Source organism: Maribacter sp. ACAM166, from assembly GCF_005771495.1.
GTDB lineage: Bacteria > Bacteroidota > Bacteroidia > Flavobacteriales > Flavobacteriaceae > Maribacter.
This window is the reverse complement of record NZ_VAUW01000005.1, coordinates 142,801-163,292: the sequence shown is the minus strand read 5'-3', so window position 1 is coordinate 163,292 and position 20,492 is coordinate 142,801. Positions and strand designations below refer to the sequence as shown.

The following is a 20,492-nucleotide window of genomic DNA, read 5'->3' as shown; positions in this document are numbered from 1 at the left end:
ATACACTTTACATTTGTATAGACAAATATTGTATGAACATGAATGTTGAAAAGATTATAAAGTCAACTATTGAAATACCGCTCCATAAACGCACAATCATTCACTTATCTTTAATAATGAATAAAATTGATGAAGAAATTTCATCTGCATTAAAACCTTTTGAAATATCTATTCAGCAATTTAATGTATTAAGTATTCTTCGTGGACAAAAAGGGAACCCCGCAAACCTATCTACAATTAATAAACGTATGGTTTCCAAAATGAGCAATACAACTAGGTTGGTAGACAAGTTAATTTTAAAAGGTTTTGTAAGTCGAAAAGTATGTGAGCAGAATAGAAGAAAAGTAGAGATTTTGATAACAGAATCAGGATTAAGCATTCTAAATAACATCGATGGAATACTTTTTGAAACAGAAAATAGAATTCTTGTAAATTTTAATGAATCTGAATTAAACGAATTAAATACATTACTAAATAAATTTTAAGCTTTAACAAAACATGAAAGACGTTCTACATAAATTAAATTGGCGCTACGCCACGAAAGTGTTTGATAATTCTAAAAAAGTAAGCAAAGAAGATTTTAATACTATATTAGAAGCAGCACGATTAACCGCATCATCATACGGTTTACAACCATATCATTTCTATGTAATAGAAGATAGCGAAGTAAGGTCTAAATTAAGAAAGGCTTCTTGGAATCAATCACAAATAACTGATGCATCATACCTTTTGGTTTTAGCCAACAAACCTACTTTTGATGAAAGTTTAGTTGACAATTATGTAGATAATCTCATTTTAATTCGTGGTGTAACAAAAAAGGATGTTGAAGGTTACTCGCAATTCGTGAAAGGTATTCTTTTAGGTCTTACGGACGCCCAAAAAAAATCATGGACATCTGACCAAACCTATTTAGCGCTAGGTAATCTCATGACTATAGCAGCTGAAATGGAAATCGACACTTGCCCAATAGAAGGTTTTGACAAAACACAATATAATGAGATACTAGGTCTTAATGACAAAAACCTTAACGCATCTGTTGTTTTAACTATAGGGTATAGATCAGATGAGGATAAAACTCAAAATCACCCAAAGGTTCGATATTCAAAAGAACAAATAATTACATATATATAACTAATCTCACAAACAATTTAAAATAAAAAGCATGAATAAAACTATATTAAGTATCGCTTTAGCGGCAGTTTTCGGATTTACAGCAATAGCCTCTACCCCTATTGAAAATGAAAAAAAACAAATTAAAGTTAGTGAAAGTACCGTGACTTGGAAAGGATATAAGGTTACAGGGGAACATGACGGCTCCATAAATTTGAAATCTGGTTTTTTGGAAATGAACGGTAAATCATTAACAGGTGGAGAATTCGTTGTTGATATGACATCTTTAACTAATAATGATTTAAAAGCCGGTCAAGGAAAAGAAAAATTAGAAGGCCATTTAAAATCTGCAGATTTCTTTGGCGTAGAAGCTAACCCTACCTCTAAATTAGTTTTCACCTCAGTTAAACCTATGAATGATACTTCATATACTGTAACTGGTGATTTGACCATTAAAGGAATTACTAAGCCTGTCACACTGGTAGTGTCTATGTTCGAAAACAAAGCTACTGCAACAATTAAGCTAGATAGAACTAAATTTAATATCAAATATGGTTCTGGAAGCTTTTTTGATGACCTTGGTGATAAAGCAATTTATGATGAGTTCGATTTAGTGGTTGATTTAGCACTATAACAATTTGACTATTAGATAGTATCTAATTTTAAATCCCTTTAAAATATTAAAGGGATTTTTATTTTTCACATAAACAAAGTTTGTAGGTTTAAAATTCCTTTCTATATTTGATGCGAAATGAACAATTTAATTGTAAATACTTGGTGGTGGAACAACTTACGAACAACAACGTGAGCTAAGCATCATTGTAGTAAAACTATATAAAGGCTTGTCATCACGACAAGCCTTCCTTATTTTATAAAAGTACCTATGGCCTATCAATTTAAAACATATCATAAAAAAATTCTTGCGGACACTCTAACTCCGGTAAGTGTCTATTTGAAAATTAGAGACCGTTTTCCAAATAGTATTTTATTGGAGAGTAGTGACTATCACGCCAATGATAATAGTTTCTCCTATATCTGCTGCAATCCTATAGCTTCTATAAAAATTGAAAACGAAACGGTAACTAAAAATTTCCCAGATGGGGCTATCGAAGAATTTTCAATTGATGAAAACACAAATGTTGTAGAAATTATAGATGCTTTCAGTAAAGCATTTAAGGCCGATAGTAATGATTTTAAGTTCATCAACAACGGCCTTTTTGGCTATATGGCCTATGATGCCGTACGGTATTTTGAAGATGTTAATTTAACCGTAAAAAAGGACTCTATCCATATACCGGATATCTACTATGCGGTCTACCAAAATATTATTGCCATCAATCATTTTAAAAATGAGGCCTATCTTTTCGCTCATTGCTATGAAACTGAAAATAATATACCAGAATTAGAGCAACTTTTAAATATTAAAAATTTTGCTACCTATAATTTCAAGATAGAAGGTGAACCACAATCTAATTTAGAGGAAGAGGAATACAGAGAACAAGTTGCCTTAGCTAAAAAACACTGTCAACGTGGCGATGTTTTTCAACTGGTTTTAAGCCGAAGGTTTTCTCAAGGGTTTAAAGGTGATGAATTCAATGTATATAGGGCTTTACGTTCGGTAAACCCTTCTCCCTATTTATTCTATTTTGATTATGGCGATTTTAAAATCTTTGGAAGTTCACCAGAGGCACAATTAATTGTCAGTGATGGAAAAGCAGAAATACACCCTATAGCAGGCACCTTTAAAAGAACTGGGAATGACGAACAGGATGCTGAACTGGCCAAAGAATTAAAAAGTGATGATAAAGAAAACAGTGAGCATGTGATGCTGGTAGATTTGGCACGAAATGACCTAAGCAGAAATGGTAATGTGGTACAGGTAGAAAATTACCGGGAAGTACAGTTTTTCTCACACGTTATACATTTGGTATCGAAAGTTACCGGAATGAAAAAAAGTGATAGATCTACAATGAAAGTGGTAGCAGACACATTTCCAGCAGGTACCTTAAGTGGTGCACCAAAGCACATGGCCATGCAATTAATTGAAAAATACGAGAAAACAAGTAGGGGTTATTACGGTGGTGCAATCGGTTTCATGGATTTCAACGGCAACTTTAATCATGCCATTATGATACGAACTTTTCTTAGTAAAAACCATAAACTACACTATCAGGCAGGAGCGGGAATAGTAGCTGCTTCTAATCCAGAAAACGAATTACAGGAAACTTATAATAAATTGGGCGCTTTGACTAAGGCATTAGAAATCGCGGAGGACATTTAACTCCTTAAGGGAGACTATAAACCATGCCTTACGAATAGTTGAAATTTAAAAATGAACGATACAAAAAAAAATAACAAACAATCTAACTTCTCTCAAATGGGGAGGTCAGGTGGGCCCATTTTAGTCATAGATAATTACGATAGTTTTACGTACAACCTGGTTCACTATTTAGAAGAATTAGATTGTGAAGTCATTGTAAAACGAAACGACCAACTCACTTTAGAAGAAGTGGAAGCTTTTGATAAAATTGTTCTTTCTCCAGGTCCTGGTATACCAGATGAAGCAGGGTTGTTGAAGGAAATTATTGCTAGATACGCACCGACCAAAAGTATTTTTGGTGTTTGCCTTGGGCAACAGGCTATTGCAGAAGTATTTGGTGGCTCACTTATTAATTTAGATACTGTTTATCACGGTATTGCCACTAAAATCAAAATTATAAAAGAGGATGTTATTTTTAAAGGTCTACCAACTGAAATTGAAGTAGGCAGATATCATTCTTGGGTCGTAAACCCAGAACTGCCAGATATTTTAGAAGTTACCTCAGTTGATGACAACGGACAAATCATGTCTTTACGCCATAAAACCTATGATGTTCATGCTGTACAATTTCATCCAGAATCTGTATTAACGCCACATGGGAAAAAAATGTTAGAGAATTGGTTGAACGCTAAAGCTTAGTAAAAGGATACTAAGGGAATACGATTTATTTTATACTTAGCACTAAATTCTTAATACTATCAAGAAAATGAAAGATACACTAAATAAACTTATAAATCACGAAATTCTTTCCAAGGATGATGCAAAGCATATTTTGGTCAATATCGCAAAAGGAGATTATAATACGAGTCAAATAGCGGCCTTTTTAACGGTTTACATGATGCGCAGCATCACCATTGAAGAACTAGAAGGTTTTAGAGATGCATTATTAGATTTGTGTTTGTCCGTTGATTTATCAGCCTATAATCCAATTGATTTATGTGGAACCGGTGGTGATGGTAAAGACACATTCAATATTTCAACTCTGGCCTCTTTTGTTACAGCTGGTGCTGGTGTAAAAGTGACCAAACATGGTAACTACGGAGTTTCATCTAAATGCGGTAGTAGTAATGTGATGGAGTTTCTAGGTATTAAGTTTAGTAATGAAGCCGACTTTCTAGAAAAATGTATCGATGAAGCGGGAATTTGTGTGCTGCATGCACCCTTATTCCATCCAGCAATGAAAAACGTGGCTCCCATTCGTAAAGATTTAGGTGTAAAAACGTTCTTTAACATGTTAGGACCTATGGTGAATCCGGCATTTCCAAAAAATCAAATGGTAGGCGTGTTTAATTTAGAACTTGCTCGTATGTACGGATATCTTTATCAAAAGACCGATAAAAATTTTACGGTTTTACATGCGTTAGATGGCTACGACGAAATCTCATTAACAGGAAATACCAAAACCATTTCAAACAAAAAAGAAAGCATGTTAAAACCGTCTGATTTTGGTGTGAAACAAATAAATCAAGCAGACATCGTTGGTGGCGACTCTATTGAGGACTCTGCTCAAATATTTCTGAATGTTTTACAAGGTAGAGGTACGGAAGCGCAGAACAATGTAGTATGTGCCAACGCTGGTATTGCCATTGCTACAGTAGAAGGGCTAACACCCATTCAAGGTTTTGAAAGAGCTAAAGAATCTTTGTTAAGAGGAAAAGGCTTAGCAAGCTTAAAAAAAATACAGGAATTAAGTAGAAATTAAAATGTCAATAGGCGGAGCTTTTTGCGACAAAGTAATCTGTCACTTATAGGCCTTAAAAAATAGATTCCTTCGGGATAATAGGTGTGACAACCAAAAACTACCTTATGGATATACTTTCAAAAATAGTAGCGGATAAACGCAAGGAGGTCGATTTAAAAAAATCTATAATTCCAGTATCACAATATGAGGCATCGGCTCTGTTTGAAAGAGAGACAAACTCTTTGTCTACTGCATTGAAGCAAAGTGACACTGGTATTATTTCTGAATTTAAGCGTAGATCTCCCTCAAAATCGAGTATAAACCAAGATGCCAATGTAGGCCTAGTAGCAAAAGGATATAATAAAGCTGGCGTTTGTGGCATTAGTGTCTTAACCGATATTAAGTACTTTGGCGGCTCATTAGAAGATTTGGTTTTGGCACGAGCATCTGTAGAATTACCCTTGTTGCGAAAAGAATTCATTATTAGCGAATATCAGATTATAGAAGCGAAAGCATATGGTGCAGATGTTATACTGTTAATTGCCGCTATTTTAACGAGACAAGAAATCAAAACCTTTTCTGAACTTGCCAAAAGTTTAGGATTGGATGTGCTGTTAGAAGTGCATAATAAAGAAGAACTACACAAATCTATCATGCCAAGTCTAGATATGTTGGGGGTAAATAACCGCAACCTAAAAACTTTTGAAGTCAGTCTTGATACAAGTAAATCACTATCTAAATTGATCCCCGATGATTTTGTGAAAGTTTCTGAAAGTGGCATCAGTACTATTGCAGCGATTCAAGAATTAAAGGAATATGGTTACAAAGGATTTTTAATTGGAGAGAATTTTATGAAAACTGAGAACCCTGGGCAAAGTGCGATAGAATTTATTAAAAAATTAAAAAAATCGTAATGAAGCTAAAAGTCTGTGGAATGAAATTGAATACGTCTGAAGTTGCACAATTACGTCCAGACTATCTTGGTTTTATTTTTTGGGAACATTCTTCAAGATTCTTTGAAAGAGAAATACCTGATATTCCTCATAACATAAATAAAATTGGAGTTTTTGTTGATGCTGAGTTCGATTATATCATAGAGACTGTAAAAAAATACCAATTACAAGGATTACAGTTCCATGGTCATGAAAGTCCAGAATACTGTGCTAAAATTTCTTCGGAATTGAAAAATATCAATCAGAAGGTTGATATTATAAAAGTTTTTTTAATAAAAGACGAATTTGATTTTGACTCGTTGAAACCTTTTGAAAAGGTATGCGATTATTACCTATTTGATACCAAAGGTAAATTACCCGGAGGGAATGGTTATACCTTCGACTGGACTGTTTTAAAAAAATATCCATCTACAAAACCATACTTTTTAAGTGGTGGTATTGGCTTAGAAAATATGGTTCAGATTAAAGAATTTATGGAATTACCAGAATCTAAATACTGTCATGCCATTGATGTGAACAGTAAATTTGAATTGGAGCCGGGGTTGAAAAAAATTATTGAATTACAACTATTTAAAGTAGCGCTATGAATTACAATGTTGACGAAAAAGGATATTACGGTGAGTTTGGCGGTGCATTTATTCCCGAAATGTTGTACCCCAACGTTGAAGAATTACGTCGTAATTATCTTGAAATAATGTATGAAGAATCTTTTCAAAAAGAATTTCATCAGCTTTTAAAGGATTATGTAGGTAGACCATCTCCTCTATATTTTGCAAAACGTTTATCTGAGAAACACGGTTGCAAAATTTATCTAAAACGGGAAGACCTCAACCATACCGGTGCGCATAAGATTAACAATACAATTGGTCAAATTCTTATGGCCCAAAAACTGGGCAAAACTAGAATTATTGCAGAAACTGGTGCAGGTCAACATGGGGTTGCAACAGCAACTGTTTGTGCACTTATGGGTCTGGAATGTATTGTATATATGGGTGAAATTGATATTGCTCGTCAAGCCCCAAATGTAGCCCGAATGAAAATGTTGGGTGCAGAGGTAAGACCTGCAAAATCGGGAAGTAGAACCCTGAAAGATGCAACCAACGAAGCCATAAGGGATTGGGTCAACAATCCAGTAGATACGTATTATATTATAGGCTCTGCTATTGGGCCACACCCCTATCCTGATATGGTTACACGTTTTCAATCGATTATATCGGAAGAAATTAAATGGCAGTTAAAAGAAAAAGAAGGACGTGAAAATCCTGATTATGTCGTTGCCTGTATAGGTGGCGGAAGTAACGCCGCTGGCACCTACTACCATTTTCTTCATGAACCGGAAGTTGGCATCATCGCTGTGGAAGCAGCAGGTAAAGGAATTGAATCCGGAGAAAGTGCGGCTACATCCGCACTAGGAAAAGTAGGTATCATCCATGGTTGCAAAACCATGTTAATGCAAACCGTTGACGGACAAATTACAGAACCCTATTCTATTTCTGCCGGTTTAGATTATCCTGGAGTAGGACCTATGCACTCGCATTTACATACATCTGGGCGTGCAGAATTTTATTCTGCTACAGATGACGAAGCAATGGCCGCAGGCTTAGAATTGTCACAATTAGAAGGAATCATACCAGCCATTGAAACAGGACATGCCTTTGCTATTTTTGACCATAAGAAATTCAAACCAGATGATATAGTAGTCATAAGTCTTTCGGGACGAGGTGATAAAGATTTGAGCACCTATATAGATTATTTCAAGCTAGCATAAGAACATGAACAATAGAATAAACAATAAATTAAAAGAAGATGAAAAACTTCTTTCCATATACTTTACAGCAGGCTATCCAGCACTTAACGATACCGTTCAAATCATACAAGATTTAGAGAAGAACGGTGTCGATATGATTGAAATTGGCCTACCATTTAGTGATCCTTTAGCAGACGGCCCCACTATTCAAGAAAGCTCTACTGCAGCATTGAAAAATGGGATGACTACAGAAATACTTTTTGATCAACTGAAAGATATTCGTAAATCGGTTTCTATTCCATTGATTGTTATGGGATATTTCAACCCGTTGCTACAATACGGTGTTGAGGCATTTTGTAAAAAGTGTGAAGAAATTGGTATTGACGGCATCATTATGCCAGATCTACCATTAGATGTTTATCAATCGGAATATGAGGCAATATTCAAAAAATACGGTTTACGCAATATATTTCTTATTACCCCACAAACGAGCGATGAACGAATACGCCAGATTGATAAAGCTTCAGACGGATTTATCTATATGGTAAGTTCCGCTAGTGTTACTGGATCAAAATCTGGTTTTGGGCAAGAACAAGAAATCTATTTTGAGCGAATTTTCAAGATGAATTTAAAAACCCCACAGATTATTGGCTTTGGTATCAAGGACGCGGAAACCTTTCAACAAGCTACCAAAACTACAAATGGAGCTATTATTGGTTCAGCTTTTATAAAACATATTACAGCTAAAGGGGTTGATGCAATACCTGAATTCATAAAACAAATACGTTAATATGAAAGAGTTTGTAAACAATTGGAAACTAATTATCCTTTTATGCCTAACCTTGGGTATGGCACCTTTTTTCCCAGAACCACATATTTGGGGCAAACTCCAATGGATTATAGGCGGAGCCAATGGTATGGGCTTTATGGATTGGTTCGATGTAGTTCTACACGGCTTTCCCTATATACTTTTAATACGATTACTAGTCATTAGCGTGGTAAAGAAACGAGCAAATTAATAGCCTAAAGGATACTATAGGCCTACGAAATATTTATATTTTGTTCTATTGGTTATGAATACAGGGCAATAGGTTTTGATAAAAATAAAGTATAAACCATAATCTGAATTATTTCAACCTTTTTAATTCTACCTAAACCCAGCTCCGATTAACTAAAATCTAAAGCACTTTAGTAACATAGACTGTTGCAAATACACCATCATCTTTTAACTCTAGTGTTAGTTTACCATTATTTTTTTCCAACATTTCACGACACACCAACAATCCGTTGCCAGAACCTATCTCGTTATTCGTTCCATTTGTACTTTGCAATGGTATTTTATCTGTAGTGTATCTATCAATATTTTCTATTTCAGTCATTTCAATTTTATTAAAAAACTTTAGACTGAAATTTGTGTCCCTATTTTCTAAATAAACGATAATGTCATTATCCATAGGCGAAAATTTAACTGCGTTTAGCAGTAAGTTTCTAGTAACAGATTCAATTACATTTTTGGAGTAGAATATTTCTTCATTAAAACCAATTCTTTTAACAATCTTAATCCTTTTATGAACCAGCTCATCCGACAATTGGTTTTCAACTGAAAGAATAAGGTCCTCAACATTAATCATGGTAAATTCTTTTAAAGAGTCATCATTCTGCATGGCCCAATTCAAAAGATTCTCTAGCATATTATAGGCAGTGCCTACAGAGTTTCTCATATGACCCATGATTTCATTTCGTTCTTCTTCAGTTTCACTATATGTTTCCACATCAAGTAAGGATGCTATTTGATTAACAGGATTACGTAGATCATGTGCAATAATTCTAATAATGTCCTTTCTAAAATTGGTCAACTCCAAAAGTTCCGCATTCTGCTTTATAATAGTTTCATTATGTTTTTTCATTTTTCTTCTTAGCTTAAAAAACTGTTCAAAAATCACATAACAAATAATACATTTTGCTGTTACAATGGACACGTAATACAGAAATGTTTCAACTTGAAACTCTTGCACAATAAAAATACAAATAGTAGCAAATACTATGTTAAGTGCTCCCAAAATTAAATCATGGTATGGCCTAACTCCAATGGTTAGGATAAGACCAAATAACATAATCAAAAACTGTATTTCCAGAAAATAAGAGTAAAAGCTAAAATCTTCTAGCTTAAATAGAAACGGTAAAACTAGCGCATAGGAGAAAAGTATCAAATAAGAAATAATCACAAGGAAGGTTGTTAACTTGATAACCTTTAAAATATATAATATTGCCAAAATTGCAATAACTACTAAATATAGCAAATCACAATAAACCATAATACCCAAACCAAAGGTCCTATAATACATCAGGGTATGCATAATAATGCCTAAGGTCATTGACCCAATAAGCAAACTTGCTAAGTATTTAATTCGCTTAAATGAGAAATGTACTTTATCTCCTTGCTTTACATAAACTCCTACTTCTTCCATAACGGTATTAAATAGAGTGAAAATAGATTACTTTTCTTATATTTTAATATATTTTTTAAGTTGCTTTAAAAAATAGTAATGTATATCTCTCTACTTATCTGAAATCAGACTTAAAACAACAACCATTGTATATAAAATCCTCTCAATTTTTATAGTAATAAACCATATTCTATTCTTTTTTTTAAATTCAAAAATCGTAATTCACTTTTAATTCTAACCGAAAATAGATGAGATTCAGATTGAACTTGATATAATTTATCTACTCCCTAAAACATACAATCATTAAGGTTTCGTTTCTTTAAATATCAGTACATTTAACTTTGATTTAGAAATGAACACTAGAATGAAGAAATCACTTTTTTTTATGGCTTTTTTAAGCCTTTTCACTATTACCGCACAAGACTCTATATTGATAAAATCGAAGGTAGCAAATGCCATCGTTGAACTTAGAGACTTTGTATCTATACCCAACGATGCCCTTAATCCAGATGATATAGACTCCAACCTTTTTTGGCTTAGAAAAAAGTTTACAGAAAGAGGATTTAATACTTCAATCTTGGAAACAGATGGTTTACCCCTCTTTTTTGCTGCATTGCCTGTGGACGATAACAAACCCACCATTTTGTTCTATATGCATCTGGATGGACAATCGGTCGACCCTGCTAAATGGGATCAGAAAAACCCTTATGATGTAGTACTCAAATCTAAGGATGGTGATGGTTGGAAAACGGAATCATTTTCTGAGTTAAATGATGACATCAATTACGACTGGCGTCTTTTTGGCAGATCTACCTCAGATGACAAAGGGCCAATTGTAATGTTTCTAAACGCAATTGATATTTTAAGAAAAGAGAATATCGACATACCGTATAACGTAAAAGTAATTTTAGACAGCGAGGAGGAAAAAAGTAGTGCTCCACTTCCACAAGCGGTACGCACCTATAAAGATTTATTGAAGGCAGATTTTTTGGTTATCAATGATGGTCCTGTACACGTATCAGGTAAACCAACTATTATTTATGGATGTAGAGGAATCACCACACTATCCATAACTACTTACGGACCACTAAATCCACAACATAGTGGACATTATGGAAATTATGCTCCAAACCCGGGCTTTCAACTAGCTCAATTATTGGCCACGTTGAAAGATTCTGATGGTAGAGTTTTAATCAAGGGATACTACGACGGCATTACATTAGATGATGCAACTTTGGAAATTCTAAAAAGCGTTCCAGATAATGAAGAGGAGATCAACACAAATCTAGCAATTTCAACTCCTGAAAAAGTTGGCTCATTTTATCAAGAATCATTACAATATCCATCATTAAATATTAGAGGTTTGGGTTCTGGATGGATTGGCGATAAAGCGAGAACAATTGTTCCTGCAACCGCTACTGCAGAGTTGGATTTAAGGTTAGTGCCAGAGTCAGATGGTGATCGATTAAAATCATTAGTAAAAGAGCATATTAAAAAACAAGGTTATTATATTATGGAAACTGTTCCTACAAAAGAGGAGCGTATGCAGCATGATAAGATAGTGACCATAACAGAAGGTTCTGTAACAGACGCTTTTCGAACAGATTTAGCCAATCCATTTGGAAATTTCATAGTAAATACGATGGAAGATAAATTTGGCGAAAAACCAGTTCAAATAAGAATTATGGGAGGTACCGTACCGATTTCTCCATTTATAAACGAATTAAAGATTCCAGCTTTTATTGTGCCTATGGTTAACCCAGACAATAATCAACACAGCCCGAATGAGAATTTAAAAATCGGTCAGATTGCTTATGGCATTCAACTTTTTCATGCCTTGTTACGTACGCCACAATAAGGTTTACAAAAGCAATTAAAAACAAGAAAGGGACCAAATTGGTCCCTTTCTTAATATTCCGTCTTGAAAGAAGATTTAGGCTGAATTCCTGCTCGCATTAATATTTCCATACAATGAACGAGTTACAATTTTCTCATACAACTCCTTATACTCAGTTCCTTCTCCAATACGTTGTAAAGCATACTGTTGAATAACCAAAAGTGGTAGTACTATATTTTCTCGAATATTAATAGATTCTCTAGATACAGCCTCCTTTTCCATCAAAATTTTCATGCCAGATAATTTTAATAGCATTGCTTTTGAAAGCTTGTACTCCTCATGTAAAATCTCCCAAAATGCACCATACTCCTCATTTTCCTTCATGTAACTGGTAAGTTCGAAATAACATTTAGAAAGACTCATCATGCTGTTCAACATTAAAGCCTGGAAAAAAGGTACTTCTTCATAGAGTTTTTTAGCTTCTTCGAATCTTCCATCATCATCCAACGTTTTTAAAGCTGTGCCAATACCGTAGTACCCTGGTACATTCTGCTTCAATTGGCTCCATGAGCCTACAAACGAAATTGCACGTAAATCAGATAATTCTAACTTGGCCTTATTACCCCGCTTACCTGGTCTACTACCAATATTAGCCTTCGTATAATACTTAAGCGTACTCATATTCTCTAAATAGGGCATAAACTTATCATGATGTTTTAATGCATCATATTTCTTAAAGCTTAAATTAGATAATTCCTCAACCAACTTTCTATTGGTTTCAGAAATAGTAATTTCCTTTCCTAAAATAGTGTTCGAAAGCCCTGCTGTCAACAACTGCTCACTATTATATATAAACTGTTCTTTTGTACCATACGTACTGGTAATGGTTTGCCCCTGTATCGTAAGTTGAATTTCGTTATTGGCCACTTTATTGGTCTGTGCAGCATAAAAACGATGTGTTTTACCACCACCTCTAGCTGGCGGTCCTCCCCTACCGTCAAAGAATATGGCAGCAATATCATTTTCTTCGCAAACGGTAGAAAGTTCTTCTTTCGTTTTTAAGATAGACCAATTTGCTTTTAAATAACCACCATCTTTTGTGCCGTCAGAAAAACCGAGCATTATCGTTTGTCTGTTATTTCTATTTTCTAAATGTGCCCTATACTCTGGTAAGTTGTACAAATACTTCATGGTAGCTTGTGCAGTATCCATACCGTTCATTGTTTCGAACAATGGTACAATATCAAACGTTATTTTCTTATCTGCCCACCCACACCATCTAAAAAGCGCGTATACGAAAAGAATAGAATAAATATCCTCAGAATTACTTATGATATATCGATTACAACCTTCTTCTCCGTTTTTATCTTGTATCGTCTGTAATTGTAAGATATTCTTAATCGTGTCTTGAACAATTTCATCATCATAATCTTCGGCGACCAATTGAAGATTCTCATGCAACAAAATATCAATAAGACCTTCTTCTGGTAGTTCATCAATATTGTTCTTAATAAAACCTTTCTTAATAAGCACCTCTGTAATCACCTTGGTATGCATACTATGATCTTGGCGAATATCTATTGTGGCAAAATGAACTTTGAATATTTTCACTTTATCAATAAAAAGTTCTAAATCTTTTAAATAAAGTCCTTGGTATTTTTCAATTAAAATCTTTCTTATTTCCTCTAGCGGTACTATTAAATCTTCATAACCTATATCTTTTGAACTGTCGAACATGGCGATATACAAGTTAGAACGTAACTTTTGTAAAGGATTTTGAACAGCTTTAAAAGTAAGTTTATTCAAAAGCCCTTTAAGGTCATTGTAGTAACATTTCATTAATGTTAAACGAAGCTCGTTCACCACGTCTTTAGTAATATCTGCTGTAACGAACGGATTTCCGTCTCGGTCACCACCAGGCCAAAATCCTAATTTTACAATGTCATGATTTTCAAAATTTTTCGCACCAACACTAGCCTTTATATACGCATACATATCGCCGATGGCATCATAATAAACATGCCTTAGGGTATAAATAATATTTTTTGCTTCATCTAAAGGTGTTGGCTTTTTGGCATTAATCAACGATGTCAGTCCCAACTGCTGTAGTCCAACATCAATTTCATCTATCTTATCTTCTAAAATAAGGGTTCTTAAATTGGTGATAATATCTAAAACGGCAGGAGTATAGAACTGTGTTGGATGCGCCGTTAAAACGATTCTCGCACTAAAACTGCTCAATTTATCCCAAATTGTATCCCAAGAATTATTCTTTTCTACCAATTGAAAATAATCTTTCAAGGATAAAGAACTAGAATGCTTATGTAGCTTTGGAAATGCCGCATCCTCAACACTATCATAAAGTACCACTTGGCGCTCTACATATTGAATAATACGGAACATAAAATCTATTTGTTCTTTTTCTGATTTTGTATCAACATAATTTTCAAAAAAATTCTCAAGAATTTCCTTTGGATTAAGACCATTACTCAGACCTTTTTCTGATTGGTCTAGCAATAATGGAATTAACATACCTACATTCTCAATATTCTCATATGGAAGATTAAGGAATAGACTGTTGTATACATTAAATTTATTTTGGACAGATTTCTTAAATTCTGCCAACCTTTCTTGTTGTTGCATATTTCAAAAACTTTTAGCCATTACATTATGGCAACTCGATAAATTTCCAATATAAATATCGCTATTCCAAGAGAATCAAGAGAATCATTTCATTGAAATATCATATTACTAGAAGGATACCACAAAAAAGTGCATATTGACAACAAATATTCCCATAAAAGGCATAAGAGATATACATTTACAGTGTAGTCAAGTAAATAAAATTTTCATTTTCATATAGTGTTCTCGTAAAAGAGTCTTGTTGTAAAAACAGGACTCTTTTTAGTTTAAAAAAGAGTCCTGTTGAAATTTAAGTTAGAAATAATCCTTGTATTGTAGTACTCTAAAGTCTAACGTGTTTAATGTTGCATTTTCACGCTTCATCCTCTTATAACTTTCTAAACTACCTATAGCTCTATTAGCGGCCCCCGAAGGAGCAATTAACGACACTGTCCTAATCTTTGTTTTAGTAATTAGGATGTACAAATTCATGTATTCTAGGAATGAAATCTGAAATTTTCGTCAAGGAAATACTATACCCTTTCAAATGCTTTCTAAAAAAATATTCTGGTCCATTTTTACTATTACCACCTGTAAATAGAAGCGTTGTCACCTTTGGGTATCGTTCCAAATAGTCTAGAACATTTCTCAATTGAATGTTCAGCATACCTATGTCTGACGCATCTATCTTATCACGTTCAGCAGATGCTACGATATCACAAATACCAATCTGCCTTTGTTTTAAAAATGACTTGCGTTGTTCTATGGCTTCGTTAGTTGTTTCATAGGTTAGATTCAAGCCAAAAATTCTATCTAAAATAGGCCATAATTGACCATTTCGACTTCCATAACAGAAATTCACATCGCCTTCTTTCAAATCTCCTGTTGTAAATCTTGGTGGAGGTAATGTACCCACTATCAATTTTATAGATTCCCCGTCAATAAACGGTTCGTAAGGGTGGGTATGCAAAAACATATTTAGCGTTATAGGTTTATGATCTTGAGTCAATTTAATTGACAATTCATTTCTAAATTACTAACTTTAAATGAAAGTTAACGATAACAACTATGGGTAAGGGAGACAAAAAGTCTAAAAAAGGAAAAATATCAAATAATTCTTACGGAGCAAGAAGACCGAGAAAAATTAAAAAACGACCTACAATTGAAGAGAAAATAAAAGTAGACAAAAAGAAATAGGCTTATTCGTCTATTCTAAATATTAGTCCAACTTGATTTTCTTCGCCCAATGTAATTTCATAGGTATAAAAGCCGATAGGCAAAGAATCTGAGGGTATTTCTAAAGGAAAATAATTCAAACTCATTGAATCTGTCAAGATTGTAAGAGCTGATGATTGGTAGGCCGTCTCATATTCCATATATTCAGAAAAATCACCTGCAGCAATATTGACATATACCGTATCTCGCTGGGCAATGCGCACTTCACTGAAAAATTGTTTGGTACTATTTTGAATTCGAATATTTACCATGTCCACATTATCGTCTCTATCAGTACAAGAGAATAGTAGAACTATGCTAAAAATAGAAAGTAAGAATATCCTTTTCATATGCGTTAGTTAAGTATAGTTAATAACGAAGAAGAGGACATAATATTTTATCTAATAAATACAGGTTCATTTTGTTTGAGGGTATGTTCATGACTGAATTCATAATTGTCTAAATTAAAACCTTTAATATCTTCTAGCGTATTCGCTTCAGAATCTATTATGTAACGCACCATAGAACCTCTAGCCTTTTTCGCAAAGAAACTTATGATTTTTAATTTATCATTCTTCCAATCCTTAAAAATGGGTGTAATTATTGTTGCCTTTATATTTTTAGGCTGTAGAACATTATAATATTCGTTACTTGCTAAATTGACTAGTACCTCCTCTTCGTTCATTTCATCATTCAAAAAATCAGTAAGCCTGTTACCCCAATATTCATATAGATTCTTCTTTCTACCAACACTCAATGATGTTCCCATTTCTAAACGATAGGGTTGCATTAAATCAAGTGGTTTCAATAGTCCATATTGGCCAGATAAAATTCGAAGCATTTTTTGCAAATGTTCAATTTTATCTTCAGATAACGTATAAGCATCTAAACCTTGGTACACATCACCATTGAAAGCATATATCGCCTGCCGTGCATTGTCAAGCGTAAAAGGAGTTTGAAATTCTTGATTACGTTGCCAGTTCAATTGTGCCAAATTATCAGAAATTGACATAAGTTCAGATAAAGCCTTAGGTTTTTTCTTGGCTAAAACTTTATTTAGCTTTTCAGCATCCTCAATAAAATTAGGTATGGTATATTTTGATACAGGACATACACTATCGTAATCCAATGATTTAGCTGGTGAAATAACAATTTTCATAATGTAATTTTAAAGTGGTCTCAAAAATAAAAAGGAATTATAGGAAGACCTACAAAAGTCAAAAAAGAGTTCAAATAACTGTATCGAAGAATCTTATTCTATACTTTTTTGGCTATAATGACGCCATTTCTCTATAGCATTTGTCATATCTTCAGGAACCTCCGAATCGAACCTCATATGCTCGCCTGTAAGGGGGTGAATAAAGCCTAAGGTTTTAGCATGTAAGGCCTGCCTTGGAAGTAGTTTAAATGTATTATCTACAAATTGCTTGTACTTGGTGAACGTGGTACCCTTTAAAATTCTTTCTCCACCATAACGTTCATCGTTAAACAAGGTATGCCCTATAAATTTCATATGAACACGTATTTGGTGGGTTCTACCAGTTTCCAATTTACATGAAACCAAGGTCACATACCCAAATCGTTCCAATACTTTAAAATGGGTGACTGCTTCCTTTCCCTCCTCCCCATCAGGGAAGACGTGCATCTGCAAGCGATTTTTAGGATTTCTTCCCACATTACCAATCACGGTACCTTCGTCTTCCTCAACATTGCCCCAAACCAAGGCAATATATTCACGCTCAGAAGTCTTATCAAAAAACTGTTTTGCTAAATGAGCCATTGCGGCTTCGGTCTTTGCCACAACCAGCAAGCCAGAAGTGTCTTTATCTATGCGATGTACCAAACCAGGTCGCTCATTACTATTTACAGGCAAATTATCTGTATGGTGAATTAATGCATTAATCAATGTACCAGAATAATTACCGTGACCTGGATGCACTACCATGCCAGCAGGTTTATTTACAACCAAAAGCACATCGTCTTCGTAAACGATATTTAAAGGAATATCTTCAGCAATTAATAAAAACTCATGAGGTGGATGTTCAAATAAAACCTTGACCTCGTCATCTGCCTTTACCTTATAATTCGATTTTACAATCTCATCATTTACCCAAACATGACCGTCTTTGGCGGCTTGTTGAATCTTATTTCGTGTGGCATTCTCAATGAAATTCATTAAAAATTTATCTACCCTTAATGGAATCTGCCCTTTTGATGCTAAAAAGCGATGATGTTCAAAAAGTTCACCGTCTTCCTTTTCTGGTCGTTCTATAGTATTCATTCGTTATTCTGAATCTGCTTTTATTATTGCGCGTTCAGGTATAGTACCATTGCCACAAACCAATTCTATCTTTGATGTTTTAGGCAATTTATCACCCGGCTTTATATACTTCCCTTTAAATTTTAGTTGATAAACCATATCCTTACCTAATTCATCTACATATGTAACGCGTTGTACATCTAAACCAACCGCCTTCAACATTGAAGAGGCATTTCTTTTGGTTACCTGTATGATTTTAGGAACGGTGACTTTTTTGTATCCTGATGGATTAACCGTTAAGTAAATTTTTCTATTGGTCTTGACTTTCGCTCCTGCCGATGGGGTTTGTTCGATAATGGAAAATCTTGGATAATCGGGATTATAATTGGCAGAATCCAACACTTCATATCTTAAACCTGCATTCTCAATTGATTTTCTCATGTTCATTACAGACTGTTTAGAGAAGTCTGGCACTTCTACAAATTCACCATGGTTCGTGGTGCTTTTTAGCCAATTCAACACAAGAAAAACCGTAATTACCGAAACTAATACTGCAAGACCTAATTGAATTAAAAAGGTCTTACTTTTTAAAAAATTGAAAAAATTCCTCATACCTATTATTTAACCCAACAAATATAGTAAATGCCCACTTACCAATTGGCCGCTTCTATTGATAGTTGATTGAAACCTAAATTCTTTAATCTTTAATGAATGGGCTTAGTTTTCTTTTTTATTTTACACCAATACTTCATCTTTGTTCTAACTTTCTCTATAGACTTTACACATGAAAAAAAATATTGCAATTATAATGGGTGGTTATTCAAGCGAATATAAAATATCGCTAAAAAGTGGAAACGTGGTCTATGATTATTTGAACAAAGATAAATTCAACCTCTATAGAATACATATTTTTAAAAACAAATGGGTTTATGTAGATGACTTGGATAATGAGACACCGGTAGATCGTAATGATTTTTCTATTTCATTGAACGGCACATCTGTTAAATTCGATTGCGTATTCAACGCCATACATGGCACACCTGGCGAAGATGGTCTTATGCAAGCGTATTTTGAATTGTTAGGGATTTGCCATACTTCTTGTGGCTTTTATCAAGCAGCGCTCACCTTTAATAAAAGAGATTTGCTCAGTGTTCTGAAACCTTATGGTATAAAATCTGCCCCCTCGTACTACTTAAATAAGGGTGACGCGGTAAATGAATCTGAAATTATTAATACGGTAAAACTACCTTGTTTTGTGAAAGCAAATAAATCTGGTAGTAGTTATGGTATTACTAAAGTGTATAAAAAAGAAGAATTAAAAAGTGCAATTGAAACAGCTTACAAAGAAGATGATGAAATAATCATCGAAGGCTTTCTTGAAGGCACAGAAGTTTCTGTAGGGGTTTTAAAACTCAAAGGAAAAACGACGGTGTTCCCAATAACCGAAATCGTTACTGAAAATGATTTTTTTGATTACGAGGCTAAATATGGAGGGAAATCTCAAGAAATTACACCTGCAAGAATTAATACCGAGCAGCTAGATAAAGTAACGGCGGCATCTAAAAAGATATATGATCTTCTTAAAATGACCGGATTCTCAAGAAGTGAATTCATCTTTATTGGTAATGAACCTTATTTATTAGAAATCAATACGACACCAGGGTTAACTACAGAAAGTATCCTCCCACAACAAGCAAAAGCAGCTGGTATTGAATTGGGTATGTTATTTGAATATACCATTACAGAGGCACTGTCTTAAAATACCTATATTTAAAAAGTAAAACCTTTCTATGAGACGAGCAATTTTTCCTGGTTCTTTTGATCCATTAACCTTAGGCCATCATGATATCATTATACGTGGGATTACATTATTTGATGAAATAATCATTGCCATAGGAAAGAATGCCGATAAAAAATATATGTTCAGTCTAGAGCAACGAATGAAATTTATTGAAGAGGCATTTAAGGGGCAACCTTCAATTACTGTAAAAACGTATCAAGGTTTAACAGTCGATTTCTGCAAGAAAGAAGATGCAAGTTTTATTTTGAGAGGATTAAGAAATCCTGCAGATTTCGAATTCGAGAAAGCAATTGCTCATACCAATAGAAAATTATCAGAGATTGAAACTGTGTTTTTATTGACCTCATCGGGTAAATCATATATAAGTTCATCTATTGTGAGAGACGTAATTCGTAACGGTGGGGACTATACTGGTTTGGTGCCTACTTCTGTAAGAAAATAGATTTAAAAGCCATTTCACAACACGAAAGTGCTTTTCAACAACATCTTTTGATAACAT

General features: G+C 34.1%; 21 protein-coding genes and 1 pseudogene. 15 read left to right on the top strand and 7 right to left on the bottom strand.

Going from position 1 to position 20,492, the window contains the following annotated elements; translation table 11 throughout:
* The first annotated feature begins 38 nt into the window (after window positions 1-38).
* The 11 genes from ES765_RS06265 to ES765_RS06215 all read left to right on the top strand — a co-directional run bounded on the left by ES765_RS06265 (window position 39) and on the right by ES765_RS06215 (window position 8,830).
* A complete protein-coding gene (locus tag ES765_RS06265; RefSeq protein ID WP_138112414.1) occupies window positions 39-485 on the top strand; it encodes a MarR family winged helix-turn-helix transcriptional regulator in 447 nt (148 codons plus the stop codon).
* Between the two features lie 13 nt (window positions 486-498).
* Window positions 499-1,131 carry an NAD(P)H-dependent oxidoreductase gene (locus ES765_RS06260; RefSeq protein WP_138112343.1) on the top strand — a complete coding sequence of 211 codons (633 nt, stop codon included), beginning with the start codon at window positions 499-501 and terminating at the stop codon, window positions 1,129-1,131.
* A gap of 31 nt (window positions 1,132-1,162) precedes the next feature.
* On the top strand, window positions 1,163-1,744 hold the full coding sequence (locus ES765_RS06255; protein WP_138112341.1) for a YceI family protein: 582 nt from the start codon (window positions 1,163-1,165) through the stop codon (window positions 1,742-1,744).
* Window positions 1,745-1,993: 249 nt separating this feature from the next.
* A complete protein-coding gene (locus ES765_RS06250) occupies window positions 1,994-3,391 on the top strand; it encodes an anthranilate synthase component I family protein (RefSeq protein WP_138112339.1) in 1,398 nt (465 codons plus the stop codon).
* 96 nt (window positions 3,392-3,487) lie between these two features.
* The gene (locus tag ES765_RS06245) at window positions 3,488-4,069 is read left to right on the top strand and encodes an anthranilate synthase component II (protein WP_138112412.1); all 582 of its coding nucleotides are present in this window, start codon (window positions 3,488-3,490) and stop codon (window positions 4,067-4,069) included.
* A gap of 67 nt (window positions 4,070-4,136) precedes the next feature.
* On the top strand, window positions 4,137-5,132 hold the full coding sequence (gene trpD, locus ES765_RS06240) for an anthranilate phosphoribosyltransferase (protein ID WP_138112337.1): 996 nt from the start codon (window positions 4,137-4,139) through the stop codon (window positions 5,130-5,132).
* A 104-nt stretch (window positions 5,133-5,236) separates the two neighbouring features.
* Window positions 5,237-6,025 carry an indole-3-glycerol phosphate synthase TrpC gene (gene trpC, locus ES765_RS06235; protein ID WP_138112335.1) on the top strand — a complete coding sequence of 263 codons (789 nt, stop codon included), beginning with the start codon at window positions 5,237-5,239 and terminating at the stop codon, window positions 6,023-6,025.
* Window positions 6,025-6,651: a phosphoribosylanthranilate isomerase gene (locus tag ES765_RS06230; protein WP_138112333.1), complete on the top strand. Its 627-nt coding sequence runs from the start codon at window positions 6,025-6,027 to the stop codon at window positions 6,649-6,651. The genes trpC and ES765_RS06230 overlap by 1 nt, the downstream gene beginning before the upstream one ends.
* Window positions 6,648-7,832 carry a tryptophan synthase subunit beta gene (gene trpB / locus ES765_RS06225; protein WP_138112331.1) on the top strand — a complete coding sequence of 395 codons (1,185 nt, stop codon included), beginning with the start codon at window positions 6,648-6,650 and terminating at the stop codon, window positions 7,830-7,832. Before ES765_RS06230 ends, trpB begins: the two co-directional genes overlap by 4 nt.
* A 4-nt stretch (window positions 7,833-7,836) precedes the next feature.
* Window positions 7,837-8,601 carry a tryptophan synthase subunit alpha gene (gene trpA, locus ES765_RS06220; protein ID WP_138112328.1) on the top strand — a complete coding sequence of 255 codons (765 nt, stop codon included), beginning with the start codon at window positions 7,837-7,839 and terminating at the stop codon, window positions 8,599-8,601.
* A gap of 1 nt (window position 8,602) precedes the next feature.
* Window positions 8,603-8,830, top strand: coding sequence for a hypothetical protein (locus tag ES765_RS06215; protein WP_138112326.1), 228 nt, complete (start codon window positions 8,603-8,605; stop codon window positions 8,828-8,830).
* Between the two features lie 159 nt (window positions 8,831-8,989).
* Here the strand turns inward: ES765_RS06215 and ES765_RS06210 are convergent, their stop codons facing one another.
* Window positions 8,990-10,279: a sensor histidine kinase gene (locus ES765_RS06210; protein WP_138112324.1), complete on the bottom strand. Its 1,290-nt coding sequence runs from the start codon at window positions 10,277-10,279 to the stop codon at window positions 8,990-8,992.
* Between the two features lie 343 nt (window positions 10,280-10,622).
* On the opposite strand from ES765_RS06210, the gene ES765_RS06205 reads away from it, so the two are divergent.
* Complete coding sequence (locus ES765_RS06205; protein ID WP_138112322.1) at window positions 10,623-12,116, top strand: M20/M25/M40 family metallo-hydrolase; 1,494 nt, start codon at window positions 10,623-10,625, stop codon at window positions 12,114-12,116.
* A gap of 75 nt (window positions 12,117-12,191) precedes the next feature.
* On the opposite strand, the gene ES765_RS06200 is transcribed toward ES765_RS06205, so the two are convergent.
* Window positions 12,192-14,738: a phosphoenolpyruvate carboxylase gene (locus ES765_RS06200; RefSeq protein ID WP_138112320.1), complete on the bottom strand. Its 2,547-nt coding sequence runs from the start codon at window positions 14,736-14,738 to the stop codon at window positions 12,192-12,194.
* Window positions 14,739-15,032: 294 nt separating this feature from the next.
* Window positions 15,033-15,693: pseudogene (locus ES765_RS06195) on the bottom strand (uracil-DNA glycosylase family protein).
* Between the two features lie 92 nt (window positions 15,694-15,785).
* Between ES765_RS06195 and ES765_RS06190 the strand changes: the two are divergent.
* Window positions 15,786-15,914, top strand: coding sequence for a 30S ribosomal protein THX (locus ES765_RS06190; protein WP_138112317.1), 129 nt, complete (start codon window positions 15,786-15,788; stop codon window positions 15,912-15,914).
* Between the two features lie 2 nt (window positions 15,915-15,916).
* On the opposite strand, the gene ES765_RS06185 is transcribed toward ES765_RS06190, so the two are convergent.
* From ES765_RS06185 to ES765_RS06170, 4 genes are all read right to left on the bottom strand, one after another.
* A complete protein-coding gene (locus tag ES765_RS06185) occupies window positions 15,917-16,282 on the bottom strand; it encodes a hypothetical protein (protein WP_138112315.1) in 366 nt (121 codons plus the stop codon).
* Window positions 16,283-16,329: 47 nt separating this feature from the next.
* Complete coding sequence (yaaA, locus tag ES765_RS06180) at window positions 16,330-17,091, bottom strand: peroxide stress protein YaaA (protein ID WP_138112313.1); 762 nt, start codon at window positions 17,089-17,091, stop codon at window positions 16,330-16,332.
* A 93-nt stretch (window positions 17,092-17,184) separates the two neighbouring features.
* A complete protein-coding gene (locus ES765_RS06175; RefSeq protein WP_138112311.1) occupies window positions 17,185-18,213 on the bottom strand; it encodes an RluA family pseudouridine synthase in 1,029 nt (342 codons plus the stop codon).
* Between the two features lie 3 nt (window positions 18,214-18,216).
* Window positions 18,217-18,804 (bottom strand): PASTA domain-containing protein, encoded by a 588-nt coding sequence (locus tag ES765_RS06170; protein ID WP_138112309.1) that lies wholly within the window; start codon window positions 18,802-18,804, stop codon window positions 18,217-18,219.
* Window positions 18,805-18,976: 172 nt separating this feature from the next.
* On the opposite strand from ES765_RS06170, the gene ES765_RS06165 reads away from it, so the two are divergent.
* Entirely contained in the window at window positions 18,977-19,951 is a 975-nt protein-coding gene (locus ES765_RS06165; RefSeq protein ID WP_138112307.1) for a D-alanine--D-alanine ligase, read from the top strand.
* 31 nt (window positions 19,952-19,982) lie between these two features.
* Window positions 19,983-20,435, top strand: coding sequence for a pantetheine-phosphate adenylyltransferase (gene coaD / locus ES765_RS06160; RefSeq protein WP_138112305.1), 453 nt, complete (start codon window positions 19,983-19,985; stop codon window positions 20,433-20,435).
* The last annotated feature ends 57 nt before the right edge of the window (window positions 20,436-20,492 follow it).

Excerpts from the sequence above, each read along its gene's own strand:
- ES765_RS06165 (WP_138112307.1), top strand. The coding sequence starts at position 18,977 with ATGAAAAAAAATATTGCAATTATAATGGGTGGTTATTCAAGCGAATAT.
- ES765_RS06250 (WP_138112339.1), top strand. The coding sequence starts at position 1,994 with ATGGCCTATCAATTTAAAACATATCATAAAAAAATTCTTGCGGACACT.
- trpA (WP_138112328.1), top strand. The coding sequence starts at position 7,837 with ATGAACAATAGAATAAACAATAAATTAAAAGAAGATGAAAAACTTCTT.
- ES765_RS06260 (WP_138112343.1), top strand. The coding sequence starts at position 499 with ATGAAAGACGTTCTACATAAATTAAATTGGCGCTACGCCACGAAAGTG.
- ES765_RS06265 (WP_138112414.1), top strand. The coding sequence starts at position 39 with ATGAATGTTGAAAAGATTATAAAGTCAACTATTGAAATACCGCTCCAT.
- ES765_RS06210 (WP_138112324.1), bottom strand. The coding sequence starts at position 10,279 with ATGGAAGAAGTAGGAGTTTATGTAAAGCAAGGAGATAAAGTACATTTC.
- trpD (WP_138112337.1), top strand. The coding sequence starts at position 4,137 with ATGAAAGATACACTAAATAAACTTATAAATCACGAAATTCTTTCCAAG.
- ES765_RS06185 (WP_138112315.1), bottom strand. The coding sequence starts at position 16,282 with ATGAAAAGGATATTCTTACTTTCTATTTTTAGCATAGTTCTACTATTC.
- ES765_RS06255 (WP_138112341.1), top strand. The coding sequence starts at position 1,163 with ATGAATAAAACTATATTAAGTATCGCTTTAGCGGCAGTTTTCGGATTT.
- coaD (WP_138112305.1), top strand. The coding sequence starts at position 19,983 with ATGAGACGAGCAATTTTTCCTGGTTCTTTTGATCCATTAACCTTAGGC.
- ES765_RS06245 (WP_138112412.1), top strand. The coding sequence starts at position 3,488 with ATGGGGAGGTCAGGTGGGCCCATTTTAGTCATAGATAATTACGATAGT.
- ES765_RS06205 (WP_138112322.1), top strand. The coding sequence starts at position 10,623 with ATGAAGAAATCACTTTTTTTTATGGCTTTTTTAAGCCTTTTCACTATT.
- ES765_RS06200 (WP_138112320.1), bottom strand. The coding sequence starts at position 14,738 with ATGCAACAACAAGAAAGGTTGGCAGAATTTAAGAAATCTGTCCAAAAT.
- trpC (WP_138112335.1), top strand. The coding sequence starts at position 5,237 with ATGGATATACTTTCAAAAATAGTAGCGGATAAACGCAAGGAGGTCGAT.
- ES765_RS06215 (WP_138112326.1), top strand. The coding sequence starts at position 8,603 with ATGAAAGAGTTTGTAAACAATTGGAAACTAATTATCCTTTTATGCCTA.
- ES765_RS06170 (WP_138112309.1), bottom strand. The coding sequence starts at position 18,804 with ATGAGGAATTTTTTCAATTTTTTAAAAAGTAAGACCTTTTTAATTCAA.
- yaaA (WP_138112313.1), bottom strand. The coding sequence starts at position 17,091 with ATGAAAATTGTTATTTCACCAGCTAAATCATTGGATTACGATAGTGTA.
- ES765_RS06175 (WP_138112311.1), bottom strand. The coding sequence starts at position 18,213 with ATGAATACTATAGAACGACCAGAAAAGGAAGACGGTGAACTTTTTGAA.
- ES765_RS06190 (WP_138112317.1), top strand. The coding sequence starts at position 15,786 with ATGGGTAAGGGAGACAAAAAGTCTAAAAAAGGAAAAATATCAAATAAT.
- ES765_RS06230 (WP_138112333.1), top strand. The coding sequence starts at position 6,025 with ATGAAGCTAAAAGTCTGTGGAATGAAATTGAATACGTCTGAAGTTGCA.
- trpB (WP_138112331.1), top strand. The coding sequence starts at position 6,648 with ATGAATTACAATGTTGACGAAAAAGGATATTACGGTGAGTTTGGCGGT.